The following is a 21539-nucleotide window of genomic DNA, read 5'->3' as shown; positions in this document are numbered from 1 at the left end:
TTCTCAGGATCGAGGTGCAGCTTGGTTACGCTTGGATCCTGCAGAACCGCGCACCACGACTTTCGTGCCGAGAGGGGTGTGATTGTAGAGGTCGATCACATCCTGATTGATCATGCGGATGCAGCCGGACGAAACATTGGTGCCGATGGTCCAGGGCTCGAAGGTGCCATGGATACGATAGAGCGTATCCTTGTTGCCCTGCCAGAGATACATGGCGCGGGCGCCGAGAGGATTGCCGGGCCCGCCCGGCATTCCAGCACCACCAGGCAACTCACCCATCTGCTCCATCAGCTCAGGCTGGCGCCCGAACATCTCCTTGGGCGGATACCAATCCGGCCATTCCTGCTTGTCCTTGATCACCGCCGTACCGGACCAGCTGAAGCCGGAGCGACCCACGCCGACGCCGTAGCGGACTGCCATGCCGTCTCTCAAGACAAGATAAAGATAGCGGCTCCGGGGGTCGATCACGATGGTTCCGGGCGCTTCGCTCGTCTCGTACGGGACGACTTTGCGCAGGTAGTTCTGGTTGATTCTCGAGAGATCGACGCCCGGGATCGGGTAGAGATCGTCATCGATCGGCGCGTACATCGCCTGATAGGTCGAACGTGACATCGCCATCTGCGCAAGGCTCGAACCGGTTGGCAGGGTGGAGCAAACGGCGACAGCCGGAAGACCTAAGACAAAGGCGCGACGATTGAGGTCCATCTTCACTCTCCCCAAAACTTTAACCTGGCAATAAGAAGACGCAGGACCATACGGCTCGGTTTCATGGAGCCTGACTGGAGGCCACGAGAGGGCGAGTCGCATGATCATCGAAAACATGTCCTGGACATGGCTCGCCGGCATTGTCCTGCTCGCTCTGGCGCTCATCGTTGCGCTAATCTGGGCGCGCCGCGTGCGCTATCGCCGCACGCCGATCATGACAGCCAATGAGAGAGAGTTTTACCAGCGCCTGCTGAAGGCGTTTCCCGACTGCGAGATTTGGCCCCAGGTGCCGATCTTGGCCCTCCTGCGGCCCGATGCGAAGGAGGGCAGCCGCACGTTCTGGGTCGCGTTCAAGCAGATCTCCAACATGCGCGTCGATTGGGTGATCGCCTGCGACATGGAGGTGATCGCGGTGGTCGAGCTCGACGATCGCTCCCATGATGCAAAGCGCGATGCCAGGCGCGACCAGATCCTCAAATCCTGTGGCTATCGTGTACTGAGATACCAGTCCAACAGGAGGCCGGAGCCGGAACAGATCTATAAGACTGTGTTCGCTGCGCGGTGAACTGCCTCAAGCGATCAAGGATTGCGCTTCGTTTGGTCTGAAACTCTCGAACAGTTCCTGCCGCAGAACCTCGGGCTCGCCGAGATAACGGGCGGAGTGGTGGAACGGAGTCACGGCGCGGACGCCAGCTTCTCGAGCGATGGCGCCTGCTTCCCAGGCAGTGAGATGGTGCGAGGCTTCGGCAAGGTGCCGGTCTTTCTCCAGAAACACCGCCTCGATGAAAAGCTGATCCGCCTTATCGGCGAGTTGCAGGATCCTGGCGCGGTTTGCCGCATGCGGAGACGCATCGGTGACATAGGCGACCATCTGTCCCGGAGCGACGCGCAGGGCGCGGTGCTTCAGCTCGCTCAGCCTGATCGTTCCATGATCTGAAACCGAGATTGGATGATTGTCCGGCAGCCCGCGACGGACGGCACGCTTTGCCTCATTGAGCCATGGTCCGGGTGGAAGCCCCATTTCCGCGAGCATGCCGCGCCAGACATTGACCTGCATGACTTCCTTCAAGGCGAAAGCGAGGGAGGGAATGCCATGGTCGAGAGCAACGGCCTCGATCCTGAAATCCGCCTCCGCCCATGCAAGGCCTTCCGGAAAGTTCGGTGCCTGCACCTCGCGTCGAGCGAAGGCCTCACGGGCATGAAATTCGGCAGCCTTCGTCAGGCGGACGCCATCATAATCCATTGCACGCAGACAGAAATCGACTGAGTTCTCGTCCAGCAGGTTCCAGGTGAAGCTGCGGATGCGGTGCTCGATCTGATCCGTAAAACCGGATGGTCCGATCAGGATGAGCGGCGAGGGGCGATGGAGACAGAGCCGAAACAGGCGGTCGAAGCCGGCGATGTGGTCCACATGCGTATGCGAGACGAAGACATGACTGACCCGCAGCAACTCGCGCGACGACAACGGGCTCACATCGCCAAGATCGAAAAGGATCGCCCGACGGCCATACCGGAAGTCAAGGTAGACGCCTGGATCGCTGAAGGGGTCGTTCACAAGACGGGGTTGAACAAGCCAGGACATGGAGGGCCAACGGCCCGGCTCGTCCGGTGTTCCCGTGCGCGTCAGGCGGGCCTGCCACCTTTGTAGCGGGCAAAGGGTCGCTGGCCCGAGGGGCCGAAGAGCACCACCTCGAAGGTTTCAGGCTCCATACCTGCAACCTCCATTCCAGGCGAGCCTGCCGGCATGCCGGGGACGGCCAGCCCCTTGGCGCTGGGATTTTCCGCAAGAAGGCGCTTGATCGAATCCGCAGGCACATGGCCCTCGATTACATAGCCGCCGATCTCCGCCGTATGGCAGGAGGCCAGATCCTGCGGCACACCGAGGCGCGCCTTCACGCGATTCATCTCCGGCGATTCAATAACCTCGACCGTAAAGCCTGCTGAGCGGACATGCTCCACCCAGGCACCACAGCATCCACATGTCGGATCCTTGGTCACCACCATCTTTGGCAGCGCTTCGGCCGACGCCGTTCGCGTCGCGAGGGGAGAAGCGATGAAGACCGTCAGCAACGCTCTTCGGCTGATCATCAGGTTGGATCGCATGGTTGAACTCCATTGAGCCATGTCGCTCAGGGTCTGCACCTTCCCACCGTGGCAAGGTCAAGAACGTGAAGGGTGGAGATGTCCCGTTCAGGAAACGGAGACACTGCGTCCTGGTTACCGAGCCCGGAAACAGCGGGCTCGGCTTTCTTAAAACTAATCTGAAGAAAGGACTTAGTCCTCGTCAGCCTCATCCGGGTCCGTCACGTCGACCAGGAACATGATGTAGGGGCCATCCTCCTCATCGTCGTCCTCGTCCTCTTCATCATCGAAATCCGCCCCCTCGAATTCGGCCTTTTCCTCTTCGGTGGCTGGCCGGACATTGAGAGTGGCGAAGCCGTCCCAGATGGGAGCGCCTTCGCTTTCCAAGTACTTGAGGTCTTCCTTGAAATCCTCGCTCATGAGGAGCTCGCGGGCTTCCTCCTCATCGGCATTGGTGATGGCAATCGGCTTGTCGCTGATTGTAAGCGTAAACATGGTTTTTCCTTTCCTGTCGCCCGCAAGGGATACCCGTTAACGCACGAGCCCTCTCGTTCGAAGCATGGTGCTCCCCACAAGTGCGCAGCACCGATCCTCTACACGCTCCCAGGCCATATTGACACTGCCAAGGTGAGGATGATCCGATCCTCACGAAACAGCAATCCACACAACCACTTGGAAGCCTAGTGAGGAATTGCATCTTAAAGGGAGGGGAGGGCCCACGCGTGACAAGATCACCGGCGCGGCAGAGAAGGTCGCCTTGATTCAGAGCGGCGACACCTTCCGTTCGTCGGGATTCGTCGGCATCGGCACGCTGGATGCCGCATCAAGCTGAGGCAGGTGCTCACCCGCACCGTGCGACCCCACATCTTCGATAGCAAGGTCGAAGCTCAGGTCGTTCACGAGCACACCTGAAACAAAAGGCCGGACTCAAGTGAAACAAAAGGCCGGACTCAAGGCAAGGCCGTTTGGTTTATTGTACACCCTTCTTCTTCAGCCAAGCCTGCATCTCCGCAATCTCGCGCTCCTGCTCGCGGATCACGTCGGTTGCCCATTTGCGAACCTGCTCATCCTTGGCATTCTGAAGAGCGACTTTCGCCATATCGATGGCGCCCTGGTGATGCGGGATCATGCTGCGTACGAAATCTGCATCAGAGTCGCCGGTATAGGGGATATCCATATTGCGATGCATCTTCGCATTGGCTTCGCGGTAGCCCTTCGTGGCCGGCGTGTCCGTGGATTGCTGCGTCTGCATCGGCGTGGAATGGCCGCTATGGGAGGTTCCTTGCGCGAGTACGAGCGTCGGAAGAGCGGCGACGCTGCCCGCCATGATCAAAGAGCGTAGGATCATGATCAATCTCCTAAAGATTGGGGGGCGGGAGGCGCAAGGGCTGCACCAGAAAGAGATAAGGCTGCAGCCTCATCTGGCGTCAGAAACTGCTTGAGCTGGGTAACCAGCATTCTCCAGAGTGGCGAGCAGGGAGGCTTCGGCTTTATCCGTTGCGACCGTGATCGTGCGCTTTTCAAGGTTGCTTTCGATGCGCGCTTGCGGATCGAGCTTCAGGATTGCCTTTGTCACTGCTCCGAGGCAGCCGCCGCAGGTCATGCCGGAAATGTGGAATCGATGCATGTTCGGATCTTCCCCGTAAACCAAGATCCTCGGCTGTCTAGACCTTCCTACCATGGCAAGGTCAAGCGATGGCGGCCAGCCTTCCGGCTGCCCTAACTCGAAAGAAAGGTTCAATTAGCCGCAAGAAAAACGCTATTCAGCCATGCCGGCCCTGTTCTGCTCCCTCGTAATAGGGTTATATGCCTCGCCATAGCTTGGCTCCTGAGGAGACGACAGGGGTTTGATTGATTTGACGGGAAGGGCAGTATGAAGATCGTGACTCATAGCGGGACATTCCATGCGGATGACGTGTTCGCCTCCGCTGTCCTGCGTGCGGCCCTTGGGGATTTCGATTTCATCCGCACCCGCGATCCTGCTCTGATTGCTGCAGCCGATATCGTGTTCGACGTGGGCGGCGTCTATGAGCCTGCGAGGAACCGCTATGACCATCATATGCGCGACCTGCCGCGCCGCGAGGATGGCACGCCCTACAGCTCGGTCGGCCTGATCTGGCGCGATTATGGGCGTCAGGCTCTCAACCATTTCGTGCCGGAAATTGGAGACGATACGCGCGAGGTCGTCTGGCAAGATATTGATGCGGGGCTCATTCTCGCCATCGATCTCGCCGACAACGGCGTCTCATCCGCATGCCCAGGGCATCTTGCCCTACTGATCGAGGCATTCAACCCCACGTGGGACAGCACCCAAACCTTTGACGAAGCGTTTGCGGAGGCGGCTGTCGTGGCGCACGGCATTCTGCTGCGCGCCTGCCGCCAAGCCTATGCGGAGGCTAAAGCCGTGTCCTTCGTGGCAACCGCGGCTCGGGAGACGAAAGATCCGCGCGTAATCGTGCTCGATCGAAAGCTCCCCTGGGAAAAGGCGGTGTTCGAAGGCGGCCTGAAAGATTTGCTCTTCGTCATCTATCCAAACGAGGATTCTACTTCTTGGTACTGTCGCACGATTCCGCCGGAGCCCAATTCCTTCGGACAGCGACTGTCCCTACCGGAAGTCTGGCGAGGCCTGCAGGAGGAAGCCTTCTCCAGGGTTGCAGGCATTCCGGATGGCGTCTTTTGCCATCCGAGCGGTTTCATCTGCGGAGCCCGTTCCCGAGCCTCGGCCATCCGATTGGTGGAACAGGCGATTGCCGTGGGTGAGCAAATTGGGGCAATCTGACCATCCTGTTCTTATGATGGGCCAGAGTTCCTTCCCATGTTTTTAACCAACCAAGACGTGGTCGAGCTAACCGAGTGGCGGCGCGGGCTGCACCGCCATCCCGAGATATCGGGAGAGGAGGTTGAAACCGCCCGAGCGGTTCAAACCTTGCTTACCTCCGCTGGCGCCGATCGGATCGTCACGGACCTCGGCGGTCATGGCGTGGCCGGCATCTTCGAGGGCAGGGGGCCCGGCCCCACGGTGTTGTTTCGCGCGGAGCTCGATGCCCTGCCCATCGGGGAAATTTCCGCAGCGCCTCATCGCTCACGCGCGCAGGGCAAGGCGCATTTGTGCGGACATGACGGGCACATGGCGATCCTCGCGGCTCTCGCCCGGGGCTTGGGCCGGCAACGTCCGCAACATGGTCGTGCTATCCTGCTCTTCCAGCCAGCCGAGGAGACGGGAGCGGGAGCCGCGGCCGTTGTAGCGGATTCGAAGTTTCGCGAGATCGCGCCCGACTTCGTGTTCGCGCTTCACAATCTACCAGGCATGAAGTTCGGCAAGGTCGCTCTCATCGAGGGACCGGTGAGTTGTGCCTCACGCGGTATGCGCATTGTGCTCACGGGCAAGACAGCCCATGCCTCGATGCCTGAGACGGGAGTGTCGCCGGTCAATGCCATCGCGCAGCTCATGCCGGCGCTCACGTCCTTAGGCAGCGGCGGTCCCATGAGCGAGAGCTTCGCCATGGTGACCGTGACGCACGCGCAGATCGGCGAGCCGGCCTTCGGCATTGCTCCCGCTCACGGAGAGATCTGGGCAACGCTTCGGACGATGACTGACGCAGGCATGGACGCTCTCGTGTCCAAGGCCGAGCAAATGGCCAAGGATGCCGCGCGGGATAGCGGTTTATCCGTCGAGATCTTGTACAGCGACGTTTTCCGCCATTGCGAGAACGCTCCCGAAGCGGTGGCACACTTACGCCGTGCGCTCGATGCCGAAGGCGTGCCGCATGACAGGGGGGATCTGCCCATGCGCCCGTCCGAAGATTTCGGGCAGTTGGGTGCGAATGCTCCGGCCGCGATGTTTTTTCTCGGTGCTGGTGAGGATCACGCAGCGCTCCACAATCCGGATTATGATTTTCCGGACGATCTGATTGCGATCGGATCGCGAATTTTCATGCGTACGTTGCGGGATTTGGTAGGATAAATCCCTTGCCCTTGTGCCGCTTTTCGACTTGATGCGTGCAGACGCTCCTGGCTTCGAAGCCAGGAGCGTCCCGATTTGGACAGTTTCTAACCCTCAGGCTGCGCGGCTGACACGTTGGGCTGTCTTTTCGGATCCTTCGACCTGAACGGTCACAGTGCGAGTGGCCTCGTCCGCCACTTGGAGGGTGAGCTCGGCAATGCGCCGGCTGTTGTCAACGGTTTGCTCAACGTTGTCCCGGATCAGGGAACTCTGAACTGCAATGAAGTCGGACATAGACCGGCATTGGGCCAAGGCGGTCAAGCCTTCGAGGTTTCTTTGAAAGCGCCTCTGACTCAGTTCAAAGCATTCGCGGGAAACGTCTTGCATCCCACGTGCCAGAGCCGAACCGGATTGCGCGGCAATCCGGAAGTTTTGCGAAGCTTGTGCCGTGAGTCCCTGTGTCTCTCCGCCGGGACGGTTGAACATCTGCATGGCTTGCCCTGTCGATTGGCGAGCCAGTTCGGTGAACGTGTTGAAGCTGCTCTCGACGGCTTCCTGTAAAGTACGGGCGAGAGTCTGGGCGCTTTCCACTCCTGCTCGCATTGTATCGGCGACATCAATCGCGACACGCTGGACGGTCTCGGCCTGCTCACGGCTATGCTGCGTTTCAAACCGCTTTGCCTCGTCAATACTGGCCATCTTATCCTCCACCTTCTCGATCACCGCGTCTATCTCCTCCTCGCTGAGAACCTCGAGCACGGCTGGAAGAAGTTCTTTCTTGTCATCCCGGATATGCTGTTGGAAAATTCTCCTCAATCGAGCGACCTGATCGAGGAACTCGCTGCTGTTTTTGGGCATGTGCTCCAGCTGTGTTAGGAGCGCAACAGTTTCCTGGTTGTCGTTGACGGCCATCTGCACGAGATCGTGCATTCCGTTCCGCATCAGAACTGGAAAGAGATGCTGCTCTTGGAGAGTTGCCAAGAGTTCGAGCTCTTCCTTGAGATCTGCGAAGAGACGTTCGCGTGTCTTGACAGCATTATCGGACGTCGCAAGGAGCTTTTCGAAGAACTCGTTTGCCTTGTCTGGCGGTGTTTGACTGAAGCGTCTGCTAGCGGGCATCGTGTCTCATTACTGTTGAAAGAGTGGTTTCAATTCACTTGAACGCGCACTACTGGCTCGATCTATGTCGATCAGAGCCGCAAGGCTCCACCCTCGACCGAAACACGATCGGAGGTGAGGCCGCATAGACATGCTCTCAGCCAGGCTGCTTCTCTGGCGCCCTAATGCACAGCTTACTCTGTGGTTTCCTCTTTGCGAGAACTGAGACAAGAGCACGTCGCTATTGATTTTATTAATCTGTGTTAATTTTTTGGCAGATGCGAGATTGTTCTGCGTCGCTCTGAGGCGGGACCATGCAGATAACCGGGAGGATGCCCTCACGGTTGTGGCTAACAGGACATTGGGAAAAGTAGCGCCTAATTGCGGGTCACGCCCGCTTCGGGATTTCAAGACCGCGCTGCACGGCAGGGCGAGCGAGGCCACGTTCGAGCCAGGCAGGAACATCCTTCAGCGTGTCGTATTCAACAAGCTCGCCGGCCCCATAGAAACCGATGAGATTGCGCACCCAGCCAAGTAGGGAGATGTCGGCGATGGTGTATTCGTCGCCCATGATCCACTGGCGGCCCTTGAGCCGCTTTTCCAGCACGCCGAGCAGGCGCTTCGACTCCGCGCGATAGCGCTCGAGCGGCCGCTTGTCCTCGATCTCGCGGCCCGCGAATTTATGGAAGAAGCCGAGCTGGCCGAACATCGGGCCCACGGCGGCCATCTGGAAGAACACCCATTGGATGGTCTCGTAGCGCCGCGCCGGATCCTTCGGCAGGAGTTGGCCGCTCTTCTCCGCAAGGTAGAGCAGGATCGCGCCGGATTCGAAGAGCCCTAACGGCTTTCCATCCGGCCCATTGGGATCGATGATCGCCGGGATCTTGCCGTTTGGATTGAGCGAGAGAAATTCTTCTGTCCAGGTCTCGTTGTTGCCGATATCGATCAGATGCGGCTCGTAAGGCAGGCCAATCTCCTCCAGCATGATCGACACCTTCACCCCGTTGGGCGTCGGCAGCGAATAGAGCTGCAGCCGGTCCGGATGGGATGCAGGCCAGCGTTTGGCGATGGGGAAGGCGGAAAACTCTGCCATGGGAATCTCCAGAAAGGGGATCCCTTAGATGACGTAGAAATCCGAGGTTGTCATCTTGTGTCCCTTGGAGAGAGCGGCAAAAGGATAGAGCCTCCTCTACCGGGTCCTTCGGCAGGAGTTGGCCGCTCTGGATCGTGGTGGCGGGAAAGCCGGTAATCCGGTCCACATGGATCCGCTTTGCGGATGACTTTGGTGAAGGCCCTTCGAGAAGTATGCTCATCTCAAAGGGATATCTGCAGTGCAGATGAGGCCACTGGGGAGAAAGTCGATCTTGACCTGCCCCTCCAGCTCCCTGGCGAGGCCTCTTTCTATGAGGCGCGTTCCGAAGCCGCGGCGGGTAGGGGACTGCACTGGCGGGCCGCCACTCTCCTTCCAGACAAGACGGAGGTATAAGCCTTTATCGGAGCGCGTCGTGGACCATTCAATGGAAACCACACCTGTCTCGTTCGAGAGCGAGCCGTACTTGACCGCATTCGTGGCGAGTTCCTGAAGGGCCATTGCGATTGATAGTGCCTGCTGAGGGGTCAGGTTCACTCCCGGCCCGTGCGCTTCAAAGCGCTGCTCGCCTCGGCTCAGATAGGGGGCAATCGCTTGGGCCACGATGTCGGGGAGTCCGGCGCGCTCCCAGTTTTCCCGTGTGAGAACATCGTGCGTCCGGGAGAGAGCCAGTAGACGACCCTCCAGATCCTCTTCGGCTTGCTGTGGTGAGCGGGCATTGCGCAAGGTTTGCCGTGCAATCGACTGTACGGTTGCCAGGGTATTCTTCACCCGGTGATTTAATTCGTTGATGAGGAGATTGCGGCTTTCTTCCGCGCGCTTACGGGCGGAGATATCGCGCAGGACTCTGATGCCATAAAGAGGGCGACCGGCCAGATCATCGACACGTGACGCAGAAAGACCAACCCAGACAAGATGCCCGTCTTTATGCAGAAGGCGCTTCTCGAAGGAATAGACATCGATCTCACCGGCCATTTGCCGGTGGAACAGCTCCAAGTCGTGCGCTTGGTCATCCGGAAAAGTGATGTCGCTTATCGTCATTGCGAGCAGCTCGTTCCGCTCGTAGCCGCTAATCGTGCACAGCCATTCATTGACCCGCAGAAAATGGCCATTCCCGTCGACTTCGCAGATCCCGATAGCCGCGTTGTCGTAGGTTGCCCTGAGCCGCTGCTCGCTTTCACGCAGGGCGGCCTCGACGGTCTTGAGCTCGTGAATATCCGTCGAGCTGCCGAACCAGGCCGTGATTTTGTCAGAGCCGGGATGTCGATAAGGATTGGCCCTGACGACATGCCAACGGTAGACGCCGTCCTGCCGGCGATAGCGTAACTCCGTCTCATAGGGGATTCCCTTAATCCGGACATCGGTCCAGATGCGAAGCGTACCCTCCACATCATCTGGGTGGACTGTGTTGAGCCAGCTGAACCCAAGAACCTCTGACAGAGGGCGGCCCGTGTATTCTGACCATCGGTCGTTGGCATAGGTCACTTCACCTTCGCCGTTGGTGATCCAGACCATTCCAGGCGCCGAATTGGCGAGCAGGCGGAAGCGTTCCTCACTCTCCCGCAGGATGTCCTCGTGGCGCTTGTTCTGGGTGATATCGATGCAAACGGCCAGGGATTTTTCCGGTCGGCCTGTTTCATCGCGAATGAGGGTCGCTGCCGTCCGGGTCCAGACCACTGAGCCGTCGGGGCGGAGGTAGCGCTTCTCGACCTCGTAGCGATCGTCCTTCATCAATCCCGTCAGCAATGCTTCGGTTCGCGGAAGATCATCCGGGTGCACTATCTTGCTGAGGTGGCATCCAAGAAGCTGCTCTCGGCTGCGGCCGAGCATGGTGCAGAAATAATCGTTCACGCGCAGGAGGTATCCGTGCAGATCGCACTCGGCGAGGCCAACCGTTGCCTGAGTGAAGAGCGCGTCCACCGGTTGCCTACTCCTGATCCGCCCACCGCCGAGACAGGACCCGAAAGAGCCCGATCAGCCGGCGGAGATCACACGGCTTTGTTGCTCATGGTCCTTGGGCAGGGCCTGAACATGGAACATCCTTACGCTGTCAAGGTTCCGAGGCAGGTCTGGGAAGCAGGTGGAAAAGCCGGAGGATCGGAGCTTGCCGGTGACGCCTTGCCGCCATACGAGGCCGAAGCATCTTCTGAACCCATGCTCCGGAAGCCCGTTAGTCGGTTGAATCATCCGATGAGAGGACAGTGATATGCATCGAGACGATGACGATTCGATCTCGCGGCAGGGTGTCGTTGGCGGGGCGGCCACCGGCTTGGCGTCTGCGGCGGCGCAGCCAGGAAGTGCCAGCGGTGCGATAGCCAGGGATGATCCGACCACGAAATATCCCAAGCCTCCATTCCGCTCCCAATCGCAGCCCTGGCCGGGCCTGGCGAGCAAGATGGATCCTCGTCCCGATCACGGCGAAACGAGTTACAAGGGCTCTGGCCGGTTGCAGGGACGCAAAGCCCTGATCACCGGTGGCGATTCCGGCATGGGCCGCGCGGCGGCGATCGCCTATGCTCGAGAGGGGGCCGACGTGGCGATCAGCTACCATCCCGATGAGGAGCCGGATGCCCGCGAGGTGATCGAGCTCATCAAGAAGGGAGGCCGCATTGCCGTCGCTCTGCCCGGCGATATTCGCGATGAGGCTTTATGCACGCGCATCGTTGCCGATGCAGTGCGCGAACTCGGCGGTCTCGACATTCTCGTCAACAACGCTGCGCGTCAGCAACAGCGGCAATCGCTTCTCGACATCACGTCGGAGGATTTTGACGCGACGATGAAGACGAACATCTACGCCATGTTCTGGCTCACCAAGGCAGCGCTGCCTCACTTGGGCCCCGGCTCGGTGATCATCCAGACCACGTCGGAGCAGGCCTATGATCCGTCGGCTAATCTCGTCGATTACGCCATGACCAAGGCTGCGATGATGAACTTCACGAAGTCGCTCGCGAAGCAGCTCGGCCCCAAGGGCATTCGCGTGAACGGTGTCGCGCCTGGCCCGATCTGGACGCCGCTTCAGGTGAGCGGCGGTGCCACACAGGAAAAGCTGCAGCAATTCGGCGGCCATACGCCGCTCGGACGTCCGGGCCAGCCGGTGGAACTGGCCTCCATTTATGTGCAGCTGGCCGCATCTGACGCGAGCTACGCCACGGGGCAGGTCTATGGCGCGACAGGAGGCAGCGGACAGCCCTAGCGCATCGTGCGGACCCGAAGGGCCGCGTCAGCGAAAAGTGGACCCGGTTTTCCACATCAACGATGCGCTCCTCTCAAGAATGAGCATCGGATCGAATCCCGAAAGTGCATTCCACTTTTCTCGTCCGAGGCTCTAAGCCTTGTCGGCGCTCAGTCCTTGCCGCGGAACAGCAATGTCGTGTTCCCGCCGATGCCGCTTGAGGCGACCGGGCGCTTGGAGGCCAATAGAGCTTCGGCCTTTTCCGAAGGAAAACGGCTCTGGTAGATTTCGAGCCATGCGATGCGCGAGTCCGGCACGGTGCCGTCGCCGGGATAGGGCTCCTGTTTGGAACCCGTGGCCTTCTCGAAGAAGGATGGATCTGTAAAGGCCTCGACCACGCGGTTGACGAGGCGCGACAGAGCCTTGTCGTTCTCGGCGTAGAGATCGATGCCTTGCGTGCGTGCGAGTTCCGCTGTGGCGATCAGCGGCTCGGCGGCGAAACCGTGATAATCGCGGGCCCGCTTCGCGCGGTTGAGTTCCAGGGGCAGAGTGCCGTCCTTGGTGATCTGCCTGATCCCGATACGGGCGCTCTCGGCGCCCCATTTGATCAACTTCTGGTCACCTGTGGCAATGCCGGCGGCGATTGCGCTCAGGCCGTTCCAGTAGCGGTGATTGTTCCGGCCCGAGACGCCGTCGTTCTTGTCCATGGCATCGGCGACCTGATGCCCCAATTTATTGAGCCAGGCTTCGACGCGCTTTTTCTGCTCGTTCGGCAGGCCGGGCGCATGACGGATCTGGAGATAAGCCAGGGCGATCCCGCCAACGGCTTGGCCCTGATTGTGGCTCGCTTGCCTGGAGCGCATATCGGTGAGTGCGTTCGCCTTCGCCCAAGTGTCGAGCCAAGTGAGCGCGCAGGCCGCAGCCGCCGTATTCTTAGGATCGGATTTCACATAGGCATTCGAAACCTTCACCAGCGCTCTGCCGTAATCGCGCAGGGGCTCCACGGCTTCGGAATAGGCTTCTTCGGCATCCTCGTCGATGGTTGAGCGGCTGGCATCGTCCTGCTTGTACTTGCTCTTCACATCGAGCGAGACCAGCGGCTCGCCGGGCGTGTCGCAATCGTATCGCGGCGTCTTCTGAAGATTGTCCGGGGCAGGAGCGGGGACCAGATAGCCCGTCCCGCCTTGCGCGACGGCCGGAGTTGCCGCCGCCAGCATGCCGAAAAGGGTCGCGGTGGCGAGAAAGTTTCTTGCCGGAATGCGAGGAGGCCGGAGTGCAGCCCATCGCACAAACGATCCCAGAGTGCGCTTCATCCCGTCCTCCCTGTTCGACCATGAACTAGCGCATCGTGCGGAAAAGTGGACCCGGTTTTCAGTGACTTGGCCCTTCGGGTCTCTGATGCGGACCTCCGGTTCCGCAAGAACGATGCGTTCTCTATGGAAGGGAGCCTCGGCCGAGAGAAGCGCCGTGCAAGATCGTTCGGATGCTCAGGTCTCGCGCTTGGGCCTCGTGAGGCGTTAGCTCCGGTTGACCATACGGGGCAGAAGATCCTGTTTGCTCCCGGCAACGACGACCAGGCGCTTCACCTCTCCTCTGAGATAAGCCTGCAGGAACCGGTCGTAGTTCCTGAAGGACACGCAGCCGTTCGAGTCCCCGTTCGGCCCGAGCATGTAGGTGTGGGCGAGAATGCCGTCGCGGCCATAGATGGCGGCGCTGCCGCCCACCGGGTGCATGCGCAGGGCGCGCACGCCATGGAACAGCGCTTCGCGCTCGGTGAGGATGTAGGTGCCCGGCGGCGTCGCGCCCTTCATGCGTATATTGACGAAGCGCGGATCGTCGAGCTTGTCGCCGAGGCCGGAATGCGCTTCCAGACGCTCGCCGTTAGGCATGATGACGACCTTCGCGCTGATGTCATAGACAGCGGTTCTGTCGTCGACCTGCGGAGCAGGGCTGAAGCGCACACTCGGCGCAATGCTGCCGGTGGTGCTGCCCAGTGCTGCGTAGCTGAGGGTATTGTCAGGCGGGGTCGCGGGCTTGATGCCGAAGAGCCTCTCGAAGAAGGAAGGCTCGTTGGGGGCTGGAGTCTGTGTTGCCTGCAAGGCGGCTGTCCTGGCGCCCGCCGGGGCTGCCGCGCTCACCGATCTCGGCGCCACGGGCTTCGGGGTTTCGGGTACCTTGGCGAAGCGGAATTCGGCGGGGCGCGGCACAGGCAGAGGAACAGGTGACGGCTGAATGACTTCAGCCGTCGTGACGGCTGGAGGCGGCTCGATCTCCCGAACGGCCTCTTGCACGGGCGGCATAGCACTGGCCACGGCGCGCGGCGTGAAGAACGGCTTGAGCGTTGTGCCAAGCGGCGCATTGTGCGCCGACCCAAGTGCCTCGGGGTTCCCCATAGGCTTGGGATCAATCAGCATCAACGCATCGTCATCGCTGGAAGCTGTTGCTACCGCGCTTTGCGCAGGTGGGGCGTCCGTAATGCTGCCAGAAGTCTCGATGGTGGGTGGTGTGGGGCCTTGAACCTGGAGGTTGGCGTAGAAGGCCACAGGGCTCATGGAGATCGCCACGAGAGCTGCCGTCAGAAAAAGATTGCGCCGGTTCTTCCGATGGACTCGGCGGCCTGACGGATGACGATAGTGCACCATGGCGGACTCTACGCAACAACTCTGGCGCACAAGACATCGGGAGTAATGAAACCGTCATGCGCGCAAACACACGTTCACTCAGGACCGATTAGACGATGGTTTGGTTAAAACATGGATAATTGAATGCGCTTCTGCCGGGGCTGAAGCGCTTGCAGTCCCACTCGCCAGCCAGGATGGCAGGACGGTTCTGATCGGCATGAGAGGGATGAGTGAGATGTCAAAGAGCCTGCGGGCGAGCGGGAGCGGCCTCGGGGCCGGTGCGGCTTCCGAGGGTGAGGGATCGAGGGGGCGCGAGGAGCGGTCCGGCTCGATGGCTGAGGTGTGAGAGGAACCGGACGGCCCCTCGCGCACGGCTTGTTGAGGCGGACAGGCGAGCCCTGGCTCAGCGACTGCCGCAAGCGGACCCTGCCCGTCTGAGCAGCCGGCCTGCGACCAGCCGGGAGCCCGCGCCGCAGCCTGGGCCTCCCGTCACACGAGCCTGCGTCGGGCTCCTGCACGAGACCGCTCCCGACCCCGCAGTCACGACGCCTCGCGAGCGCGCCCCTCGGCAGGACAGCCTGACCATGGCCCAGCTTAGGAACATTGTCAAGAACAAAGTGGGAACTATCCTCCGCGATTAGGAGCACCCTCCGCCGTCATGCCCGGGCTTGTGCCGGGGATCCACGGCTTCGAACCACTGCGGTTCCGAAGACTCCGAAGACGTGGATGGCCGCAACAGGTGCGGCCATGACGCGGAGGGTGTCGTTGGCGATGCAAGCAGACGGGATGGCCGGGTCTGATCCCCGGATCACGTCCGGGGACGGCCATGATGAGGTAGAGACGGGACACAGCAAGACGGCACAGGGCAAAAGGACGGGGATGGCCGGCACAAAGCCGGCCATGACAAGGGGGCTGATGGGCGAACACGCTTAGCGGGCCAAGGCTGATCCCGGATCACGTCCAGGAACCGCCATGATGAGAGATGGGGCTAGGTTTACGCCATCCGGACCGACCGTGGAGTCTCACGGGCGGAACACACACGCGGACGGCGCTGTTCCTCGGTTTATCTCAGGCTGTGCGTCGTGCTGCTGTCGCCGCATAGATCTTCCGCGCGGCCAGGATGGCAAGCGGAAAGGCAAGCAGGGACCCGTCTCCGGCGGCATAGGGAATGAGTGTCATGCCCTGATCGGCAAGGGAGGGGACAGCGAGGACCGGGATCACGAAGGCTCCGGCAAGCGCGGTGCCGGGGATCATCCAAATGAGGGTGGCAAGTTTCAGCATGGAAGCACCTTTTGAGGTGCTTCACCTTAGCCGCTTCATGCAGACGGGGGCTTGAGCCGGATCAAGGCGTGTCGAGCGTGCAGAGCTGGAGCCGATTGTCCCAGGAGGTTCCCGGGACAGCTCACAGGGCGGCAGTCTCGCGGGCGAGGACGCGGATGTCGCGACGGCCAAAGCCGAGTTCAGCCAGCTCGCGGTCGCTGAGCCCGTCCAGCTCGCGAAAGGCCTGACGATAGCGGCGCCAAGCAGCCAGACGGTTGAGGATCATGGACATCAGCATGGGATCGATCTCGATTTGGGGAGGACCTGAAACGTACCGGCAGCTCAGGCGTGATCGGCGTTGTCGAGTCTATAGATGCGGGCGACCCGAGCAATCTCACGCTCGGCCTTGCGGCGGTTGGTTTCGGCCATCGCGGCGATTACCGCATGAAGAGCCCGGAGCAAAGGGCCGGGCCGCTGCGGGTTTGCAACGGAAGAATTGGCGGCAGTGGGAGCGCTAATCTGCAACGTGCTCATCGAGTTTCACCTTAATTCTGGTCAAGCCAGTTTAATACTTTCGTCTAAGTGAATATGCTTATTTTGGTGCGTTGCAAAAGAAGGGTCGGCGAATGTTAGCCATGCGTACGATGCATGTCGCAAGGGTGGATGTTCTATTTCTATGCGAAGGGTGCCTGAGTTCTGGGCGGGCAGCACGGAAAATAAGCATTCCGGCGGCAGTGCATCCGCTGTCTATCCATTATGCTGAGTAGGCGATAATGCTGTCCAAGGCGTTGAGATCGCTACAGGTTGAGGATCGGCAAGACCTTCGCGCTGCCGTGGTCCTGCAGGTCGAGACCATAGGCGAGGACTTCGTCATCCGTGAGCTCACGCAGCGTTTCGGCGGATGCGCTCGGGCCAGCGGCCTGCGCCGCGATCAGCTCGGCGTCGCGTTCGTCGCGGGCAACGACCACCAGAGGGGCTATTTTCGGCGCCCGATGGTCCGGATGTGTCACCGTCACGGTGACGCCAAATCCCTTGTACATCCAAGTGCACTCCTGGTAGGGCCATGGAAGCGATGACGCAGCCTTCTTCTGATAGACGGTCTGTCCCCAGAGCGGGTTCCGTCTGGCATCCGCTTGAGCAGGAGCAGGGGAATAGACCCCTTCGTTAAGCGACTGTTCACCTGTACTGCGTCAGCTCACCGCTTCGAACAACGGCACCAGACTGGGGTAAGCAACTCCCGATTTGCCCACCCCGATGCGTTTAGGTCTCAACGAGAGGAGAGCTCCCGAGATGTCATTTACCTCCCGCCTTGCCGGCACTGCGATTGCCACGGTGCTGGCGCTCAGTGCCGGGCCGGGTCTTGCTCAAACGTCCGGGCAGGCTCCCAAACCCAAGCCGGCTGCGCCCAAAGCCCAGCAGGCCCAGCCTCAGCAGCCTCAGGCGCAGCAGACCCAACCCCAGAACGCCGGACCCGTGACCGTCGCGTTGAAGGCGGAGCCGTCCCAGACGGAATGGACCAAGGCCTGCGGGAAGGACGAGGCGGCGAAGGCGGAGGTCTGCTACACCACGCGCGACTTCGTCACGGACAAGGGGCAGCGGATCGTTGCGGTGGCCCTCTATGACGTCAAGGGCAAGGCCTCGCAGAAGCTCATGCGGATCATGATGCCGCTTGGCTTCCTTGTGCCGCCCGGCGTTCGGATCGTCGTCGACAAGAGCCAGCCGGTCGGTGGTCGCTACGCGAGCTGCCTGGCCAACGGCTGCTTCGTCGAGGCTGTGGTGAAGGATGATTTCGTCACGGCCCTGAAGAAAGGCACGACCCTGACGATCAGCGCCCGGAACCAGGTTGGCCGGGAAGTGGCCTTTACCATCCCGGCCGAGGGATTCGGCAAGGCCTTTGACGGACCGCCGATCGACCCGAAGGTCTTGGCCGAGCAGCAGAAGAAGGTGCAGGAGGCGCTTCAGAAGCAGGCGGAGGAAGCCCGCAGCCGCCGGATGGGCAGCTTCGGCAACCCTGCCCAGGCTCCTGCCGGCGGAGACGCTGCCGCCACTCAGCCCAACAACTAGAGGCGCTTCAGGATTCCTCGGTGAATTCCAGGAGCATGCGAGAGCAGGCCGGGTCTGGCATCAGCCCCGGCCGCAGCCAAAGCCAAAGCGGGTGAGTGGATTTTCCACCCTCACGCGGGCTTCCCGATCCGGGGCCCTATCCTAGTTCCTCCTCGATCCAACGCCACTGGACGGCTGCTTCGGACATCGAGAAGTCCGTCGCCGCTGCTCAACGAACGGGAGAAATATCATGAATGTCAGGCCGCTGTTGTCCTTGTCCGCCCTGTCTCTCCTGACGGCCACCGGGGTCGCTCGCGCCGAGGACATCACTGTTGCGGTGGCGGGGCCGATGACAGGCGCCGTCGCGTCGATCGGCGAGCAGATCAGGCGTGGAGCCGAACTCGCGGCCGAGGCCATCAACAAGAACGGCGGCGTCAACGGCAAGACGATCAAGATCTCGATCCAGGACGACGCCTGCGATCCGAAACAGGCCGTCGCCATTGCCAACCGCATCCTGTCGACGGGCATCAAGTTCGTCAATGGGCATGCCTGCTCGGGCTCGTCCATCCCTGCGGCGGAAGTCTATGGCGAGAACAACATCCTCATGATGAGCCCGGCCTCGAGCGCCCCGAAACTCACGGACGATGCGGCGAAGAACGGCTACACGACGATCCTGCGCCTCTATGGCCGCGACGACGCGCAAGGGCGCTTCATCGGGCCGTGGATCAAGGAGAAGTACGGCACGAAGAAGATCGCGATCCTGCACGACAAGAGCGCCTACGGCAAAGGCCTCGCCGATGTGGTGAAGGAAGACCTCAACAAGGCCGGCGTCCGGGAAGTGCTCTATGAGGGCATCAATGCCGGGGAGAAGGATTACACCGCCGTGGTGAACCGCCTGAAGAGCGCGGGCGTCGAATTCCTCTATTTCGGCGGCTATCACACCGAGGCCGGGCTGATCAAACGGCAGGCGGCGGACCAGAACTACCAATTCCAGCTCATGATGGGCGACAGCCTCGCCACGCCCGAATTCTGGTCGGTCGCCGGACCCGCAGGCGAGGGCACCCTGTTCACCTTCCCGCCGGATGCCCGCGAGAACGAGGCCGCCAAGACCGCCCTGGAGCAGTTCAAGCAGATCAACTTCACTCCCGAGGGCTTCACCCTGTTCTCCTACGCCGTGATCCAGGCGATTGCCGGCGGCATCGCCAAGGCGAACAGCACGGACCCGGTCGCCGTCGCGAAGGCCTTACGCACATCGAGCGTGGATACGGTTGTCGGCCCCGTCAGCTTCGACGAGAAGGGTGACGTCAAGAACCCGCGCTACGACATCAATGTCTGGAAGGACGGCAAGTACAGCAAGCTGACGCAGTAGCGTCTGCAACAGTCGCTGTCGAACCGAACGCGCGGCATCATCGGCCTGCCGGAAAAAGCGGGCGATGATGCTGCGCGCAAACTTCGTGTCTCCACGTCGGCCTTGTCGATGCCGATGCGCTGCGTCCCGTCTACTGGGACTTCCGAGGATCGTCCGTCGGATTCACGTGGGCGATGCCCCAGGGACCTCACGTGCTCAGCTGCACGACGGGGCACGGATTTGGAAAGCGTCAGGCAAGCCTGGATCGATATCCCACGCCGATCTGGTGAATCGCATCATTGGGATGCGGGCCCCTCGCGGCCATGCGAGCAGGTTGCAAAAATCGAAAATGTCTATCCGAGCGTTATCCATCCGCGCCAAGCTCATTGGCGCGTTCTCCTTCCTTGTCCTGATGCTCGTGGGTCTCGGCTTGCTGGGTCTTCGCGGCATGCAGCAGATCAACATGCAAACGGTCGAAATCGCCGAAAACTGGCTCGTTGCCGTGCGGGAAATCGGGGGGCTCAACCGAGAGGTTGCGGTGTACCGAACCATGATCCTGCGGCACATCCTGGCAGGAGAAGCCGAAGCCAAGGCCATCGAACAGGAGATGGTCAATCGCGAGAAGACCATCGCGGAGAAAGTGCAAGCCTACGAAAAGACGATCGTTCTCGACGAGGATCGCAAGCAGTTCAGCGAGTTTCTGCAGCTGTGGGCCTCCTATCTGAAGGAGGTGAAAGCAGTCATTCGTATGTCCAATGAGGGTGAAGCGGCCGCAGCCCGGGATTACAACAACCAGAAGGTGATCCCTCTCGCGCAGCGGACGGGGCAGGTTCTGACGCAGCTGAGCGAATGGAACAGCAAGGGCGCCGAGGCGGCTCAGAAGGTTGCATCCGACACCTACGCGACGACGCAGACACTGACGATCAGCGTGCTCGCCGCAGGCGCAATCCTCGCCGTCGCTCTGGCCTTTTCCATCATCCGCTCGATCTCCAGCGGCATTGCATCCGTCACGCGCCCGATGGATCTGCTGGCGCGTGGCGACCTAGGCGCGCAGATCCCGTTTCGTGGCCAGAAGACCGAACTCGGCACGATTGCGGATGCGGTGCAGGTCTTCAAGGACGCGCTCGTCGCCAAGAAGGAAGCGGACGAAGCCGCCGCTCTCGAAGCGGACGCCAAGATGCGTCGGGCGCAGCTGCTCGACGATCTCACCAGACGCTTCGAGGCGAACGTGTCCGCTCTGACCCGAGGCCTGTCGAGCGCTGCGACCGAGATGGAGGCGACCGCCCAGTCGATGACAGCGATAGCCGACCAGACCACCGGCCAGTCCGTTACGGTCGCTTCGGCTGCCCAGCAGATGTCGGCCAATGTGCAGACGGTGGCAGCCGCCACCGAGGAGCTGTCGATCTCGATCCGCGAGATTGCGAGCCAGGCCAGTCAGTCCTCGCACATCGCCGAACGGGCGGTTGCCGATGCCCAGCGCACGAACGAGACCGTGCAGGCCCTGGCGACCTCCGCCGACCGGATCGGCGACGTGGTGCAGCTGATCAACAACATCGCCTCGCAGACGAACCTGCTGGCGCTCAACGCGACCATCGAGGCGGCGCGCGCCGGCGAGGCCGGCAAGGGCTTCGCGGTGGTGGCGACGGAGGTGAAGGAGCTCGCCAACCAGACGTCCAAGGCGACCGAGGAAATCTCGGCTCAGATCGGCGCGGTGCAGCAGGCGACAGGGCATGCGGTCAGCGCGATCGAGCAGATTGCCCGGACGATTGCGGAGATGTCGCAGATCTCGATCTCCATCGCGGCCGCGATGGAGGAGCAGGGCGCGGCGACGGCGGAGATCGCCCGCAACGTGCAGGAGGCCGCGCGCGGCACCGAACAGGTCACCGGCAACATCGAGGATGTCCAGAAGGGCGCTGGCGAAACAGGGGCCGCGGCCTCCCAGGTGCTGGGCGCCGCCCAGGACCTGGCCCGCCACTCGAACGATCTGGGGCAGGAGGTCTCGACCTTCCTTCAGGGCGTGAAGGCCGCCTGATCCGCGGCCGCCCATCATCCATTCTTTTCGGAAGCGATAGCCCGCTCCATCCCTGGGGCGGGCTTTTTCGTTTTTGTGCCTGTCGAGCTGCACTCTGTGCCGCGCCGCAGGAGATCGGTTGCACCAACCCGCCGACGGAGCTGAT

Annotated in this window: 23 protein-coding genes; 7 read left to right on the top strand and 16 right to left on the bottom strand. The window is 61.1% G+C overall.

Features of this window, described 5'->3' with window-relative positions:
- Nucleotides 1-3: 3 nt before the first annotated feature.
- Complete coding sequence (locus AA309_RS11270; RefSeq protein ID WP_047189099.1) at nucleotides 4-705, bottom strand: L,D-transpeptidase; 702 nt, start codon at nucleotides 703-705, stop codon at nucleotides 4-6.
- A 100-nt stretch (nucleotides 706-805) separates the two neighbouring features.
- Here AA309_RS11270 and AA309_RS31895 point away from each other — a divergent pair, with 100 nt between their 5' ends.
- Entirely contained in the window at nucleotides 806-1270 is a 465-nt protein-coding gene (locus AA309_RS31895; protein ID WP_052954640.1) for a DUF2726 domain-containing protein, read from the top strand.
- A 6-nt stretch (nucleotides 1271-1276) separates the two neighbouring features.
- On the opposite strand, the gene AA309_RS11260 is transcribed toward AA309_RS31895, so the two are convergent.
- The 6 genes from AA309_RS11260 to AA309_RS11240 form a co-directional block, all read right to left on the bottom strand.
- Nucleotides 1277-2287, bottom strand: a complete 1011-nt coding sequence (locus AA309_RS11260; protein WP_047189098.1) for a ribonuclease Z — start codon at nucleotides 2285-2287, stop codon at nucleotides 1277-1279.
- A gap of 41 nt (nucleotides 2288-2328) precedes the next feature.
- Complete coding sequence (locus AA309_RS11255; RefSeq protein ID WP_047189097.1) at nucleotides 2329-2808, bottom strand: DUF411 domain-containing protein; 480 nt, start codon at nucleotides 2806-2808, stop codon at nucleotides 2329-2331.
- Between the two features lie 171 nt (nucleotides 2809-2979).
- The gene (locus AA309_RS11250; RefSeq protein WP_047189096.1) at nucleotides 2980-3282 is read right to left on the bottom strand and encodes a hypothetical protein; all 303 of its coding nucleotides are present in this window, start codon (nucleotides 3280-3282) and stop codon (nucleotides 2980-2982) included.
- 267 nt (nucleotides 3283-3549) lie between these two features.
- A complete protein-coding gene (locus tag AA309_RS35165) occupies nucleotides 3550-3687 on the bottom strand; it encodes a hypothetical protein (RefSeq protein WP_160310440.1) in 138 nt (45 codons plus the stop codon).
- Between the two features lie 70 nt (nucleotides 3688-3757).
- Entirely contained in the window at nucleotides 3758-4135 is a 378-nt protein-coding gene (copM, locus tag AA309_RS11245; RefSeq protein WP_047189095.1) for a CopM family metallochaperone, read from the bottom strand.
- A gap of 69 nt (nucleotides 4136-4204) precedes the next feature.
- Nucleotides 4205-4414: a heavy-metal-associated domain-containing protein gene (locus tag AA309_RS11240; RefSeq protein WP_047189094.1), complete on the bottom strand. Its 210-nt coding sequence runs from the start codon at nucleotides 4412-4414 to the stop codon at nucleotides 4205-4207.
- Between the two features lie 246 nt (nucleotides 4415-4660).
- Here AA309_RS11240 and AA309_RS11235 point away from each other — a divergent pair, with 246 nt between their 5' ends.
- Together AA309_RS11235 and AA309_RS11230 are read left to right on the top strand one after the other, a co-directional pair.
- Nucleotides 4661-5566 carry an MYG1 family protein gene (locus tag AA309_RS11235; RefSeq protein WP_047189093.1) on the top strand — a complete coding sequence of 302 codons (906 nt, stop codon included), beginning with the start codon at nucleotides 4661-4663 and terminating at the stop codon, nucleotides 5564-5566.
- Between the two features lie 36 nt (nucleotides 5567-5602).
- The gene (locus tag AA309_RS11230; RefSeq protein WP_047189092.1) at nucleotides 5603-6751 is read left to right on the top strand and encodes an amidohydrolase; all 1149 of its coding nucleotides are present in this window, start codon (nucleotides 5603-5605) and stop codon (nucleotides 6749-6751) included.
- A 93-nt stretch (nucleotides 6752-6844) separates the two neighbouring features.
- On the opposite strand, the gene AA309_RS31890 is transcribed toward AA309_RS11230, so the two are convergent.
- From AA309_RS31890 to AA309_RS11215, 3 genes are all read right to left on the bottom strand, one after another.
- Nucleotides 6845-7849: a phasin family protein gene (locus tag AA309_RS31890; protein ID WP_052954639.1), complete on the bottom strand. Its 1005-nt coding sequence runs from the start codon at nucleotides 7847-7849 to the stop codon at nucleotides 6845-6847.
- A gap of 367 nt (nucleotides 7850-8216) precedes the next feature.
- The gene (locus AA309_RS11220; protein WP_047189091.1) at nucleotides 8217-8921 is read right to left on the bottom strand and encodes a glutathione S-transferase N-terminal domain-containing protein; all 705 of its coding nucleotides are present in this window, start codon (nucleotides 8919-8921) and stop codon (nucleotides 8217-8219) included.
- Between the two features lie 216 nt (nucleotides 8922-9137).
- Nucleotides 9138-10838 (bottom strand): sensor histidine kinase, encoded by a 1701-nt coding sequence (locus AA309_RS11215; protein WP_052954638.1) that lies wholly within the window; start codon nucleotides 10836-10838, stop codon nucleotides 9138-9140.
- 286 nt (nucleotides 10839-11124) lie between these two features.
- Between AA309_RS11215 and AA309_RS11210 the strand changes: the two genes are divergently transcribed.
- Complete coding sequence (locus AA309_RS11210) at nucleotides 11125-12111, top strand: SDR family oxidoreductase (RefSeq protein ID WP_047189090.1); 987 nt, start codon at nucleotides 11125-11127, stop codon at nucleotides 12109-12111.
- 149 nt (nucleotides 12112-12260) lie between these two features.
- Here the strand turns inward: AA309_RS11210 and AA309_RS11205 are convergent, their stop codons facing one another.
- The 6 genes from AA309_RS11205 to AA309_RS11180 form a co-directional block, all read right to left on the bottom strand.
- On the bottom strand, nucleotides 12261-13403 hold the full coding sequence (locus AA309_RS11205) for an alginate lyase family protein (RefSeq protein WP_047189089.1): 1143 nt from the start codon (nucleotides 13401-13403) through the stop codon (nucleotides 12261-12263).
- Nucleotides 13404-13607: 204 nt separating this feature from the next.
- Complete coding sequence (locus AA309_RS11200) at nucleotides 13608-14732, bottom strand: DUF2778 domain-containing protein (protein WP_052954637.1); 1125 nt, start codon at nucleotides 14730-14732, stop codon at nucleotides 13608-13610.
- A gap of 1047 nt (nucleotides 14733-15779) precedes the next feature.
- Nucleotides 15780-15992 carry a hypothetical protein gene (locus AA309_RS11190; RefSeq protein ID WP_047189087.1) on the bottom strand — a complete coding sequence of 71 codons (213 nt, stop codon included), beginning with the start codon at nucleotides 15990-15992 and terminating at the stop codon, nucleotides 15780-15782.
- Nucleotides 15993-16113: 121 nt separating this feature from the next.
- Nucleotides 16114-16269, bottom strand: a complete 156-nt coding sequence (locus AA309_RS33015; RefSeq protein ID WP_084731099.1) for a DUF1127 domain-containing protein — start codon at nucleotides 16267-16269, stop codon at nucleotides 16114-16116.
- A gap of 44 nt (nucleotides 16270-16313) precedes the next feature.
- Entirely contained in the window at nucleotides 16314-16505 is a 192-nt protein-coding gene (locus tag AA309_RS11185) for a hypothetical protein (protein ID WP_047189086.1), read from the bottom strand.
- A 263-nt stretch (nucleotides 16506-16768) separates the two neighbouring features.
- Nucleotides 16769-17011 carry a hypothetical protein gene (locus tag AA309_RS11180; protein ID WP_047189085.1) on the bottom strand — a complete coding sequence of 81 codons (243 nt, stop codon included), beginning with the start codon at nucleotides 17009-17011 and terminating at the stop codon, nucleotides 16769-16771.
- Nucleotides 17012-17261: 250 nt separating this feature from the next.
- Between AA309_RS11180 and AA309_RS11175 the strand changes: the two genes are divergently transcribed.
- The 3 genes from AA309_RS11175 (at nucleotide 17262) to AA309_RS11165 (ending at nucleotide 21394) form a co-directional block, all read left to right on the top strand.
- Nucleotides 17262-18035, top strand: a complete 774-nt coding sequence (locus AA309_RS11175; RefSeq protein WP_047189084.1) for an invasion associated locus B family protein — start codon at nucleotides 17262-17264, stop codon at nucleotides 18033-18035.
- A gap of 229 nt (nucleotides 18036-18264) precedes the next feature.
- Nucleotides 18265-19383: a branched-chain amino acid ABC transporter substrate-binding protein gene (locus AA309_RS11170; RefSeq protein WP_047189083.1), complete on the top strand. Its 1119-nt coding sequence runs from the start codon at nucleotides 18265-18267 to the stop codon at nucleotides 19381-19383.
- Nucleotides 19384-19711: 328 nt separating this feature from the next.
- Complete coding sequence (locus AA309_RS11165; RefSeq protein ID WP_047189082.1) at nucleotides 19712-21394, top strand: methyl-accepting chemotaxis protein; 1683 nt, start codon at nucleotides 19712-19714, stop codon at nucleotides 21392-21394.
- The last annotated feature ends 145 nt before the right edge of the window (nucleotides 21395-21539 follow it).

The organism is Microvirga vignae, from assembly GCF_001017175.1.
Lineage (GTDB): Bacteria > Pseudomonadota > Alphaproteobacteria > Rhizobiales > Beijerinckiaceae > Microvirga > Microvirga vignae.
Note: the sequence above shows the minus strand (reverse complement) of the source record. Positions and strands in the feature narration are given on the sequence as shown.

Excerpts from the sequence above, each read along its gene's own strand:
- AA309_RS11270 (WP_047189099.1), bottom strand. The coding sequence starts at position 705 with ATGGACCTCAATCGTCGCGCCTTTGTCTTAGGTCTTCCGGCTGTCGCC.
- AA309_RS31895 (WP_052954640.1), top strand. The coding sequence starts at position 806 with ATGATCATCGAAAACATGTCCTGGACATGGCTCGCCGGCATTGTCCTG.
- AA309_RS11260 (WP_047189098.1), bottom strand. The coding sequence starts at position 2,287 with ATGTCCTGGCTTGTTCAACCCCGTCTTGTGAACGACCCCTTCAGCGAT.
- AA309_RS11255 (WP_047189097.1), bottom strand. The coding sequence starts at position 2,808 with ATGCGATCCAACCTGATGATCAGCCGAAGAGCGTTGCTGACGGTCTTC.
- AA309_RS11250 (WP_047189096.1), bottom strand. The coding sequence starts at position 3,282 with ATGTTTACGCTTACAATCAGCGACAAGCCGATTGCCATCACCAATGCC.
- copM (WP_047189095.1), bottom strand. The coding sequence starts at position 4,135 with ATGATCCTACGCTCTTTGATCATGGCGGGCAGCGTCGCCGCTCTTCCG.
- AA309_RS11240 (WP_047189094.1), bottom strand. The coding sequence starts at position 4,414 with ATGCATCGATTCCACATTTCCGGCATGACCTGCGGCGGCTGCCTCGGA.
- AA309_RS11235 (WP_047189093.1), top strand. The coding sequence starts at position 4,661 with ATGAAGATCGTGACTCATAGCGGGACATTCCATGCGGATGACGTGTTC.
- AA309_RS11230 (WP_047189092.1), top strand. The coding sequence starts at position 5,603 with ATGTTTTTAACCAACCAAGACGTGGTCGAGCTAACCGAGTGGCGGCGC.
- AA309_RS31890 (WP_052954639.1), bottom strand. The coding sequence starts at position 7,849 with ATGCCCGCTAGCAGACGCTTCAGTCAAACACCGCCAGACAAGGCAAAC.
- AA309_RS11220 (WP_047189091.1), bottom strand. The coding sequence starts at position 8,921 with ATGGCAGAGTTTTCCGCCTTCCCCATCGCCAAACGCTGGCCTGCATCC.
- AA309_RS11210 (WP_047189090.1), top strand. The coding sequence starts at position 11,125 with ATGCATCGAGACGATGACGATTCGATCTCGCGGCAGGGTGTCGTTGGC.
- AA309_RS11205 (WP_047189089.1), bottom strand. The coding sequence starts at position 13,403 with ATGAAGCGCACTCTGGGATCGTTTGTGCGATGGGCTGCACTCCGGCCT.
- AA309_RS11200 (WP_052954637.1), bottom strand. The coding sequence starts at position 14,732 with ATGGTGCACTATCGTCATCCGTCAGGCCGCCGAGTCCATCGGAAGAAC.
- AA309_RS11190 (WP_047189087.1), bottom strand. The coding sequence starts at position 15,992 with ATGCTGAAACTTGCCACCCTCATTTGGATGATCCCCGGCACCGCGCTT.
- AA309_RS33015 (WP_084731099.1), bottom strand. The coding sequence starts at position 16,269 with ATGCTGATGTCCATGATCCTCAACCGTCTGGCTGCTTGGCGCCGCTAT.
- AA309_RS11185 (WP_047189086.1), bottom strand. The coding sequence starts at position 16,505 with ATGAGCACGTTGCAGATTAGCGCTCCCACTGCCGCCAATTCTTCCGTT.
- AA309_RS11180 (WP_047189085.1), bottom strand. The coding sequence starts at position 17,011 with ATGTACAAGGGATTTGGCGTCACCGTGACGGTGACACATCCGGACCAT.
- AA309_RS11175 (WP_047189084.1), top strand. The coding sequence starts at position 17,262 with ATGTCATTTACCTCCCGCCTTGCCGGCACTGCGATTGCCACGGTGCTG.
- AA309_RS11170 (WP_047189083.1), top strand. The coding sequence starts at position 18,265 with ATGAATGTCAGGCCGCTGTTGTCCTTGTCCGCCCTGTCTCTCCTGACG.
- AA309_RS11165 (WP_047189082.1), top strand. The coding sequence starts at position 19,712 with ATGTCTATCCGAGCGTTATCCATCCGCGCCAAGCTCATTGGCGCGTTC.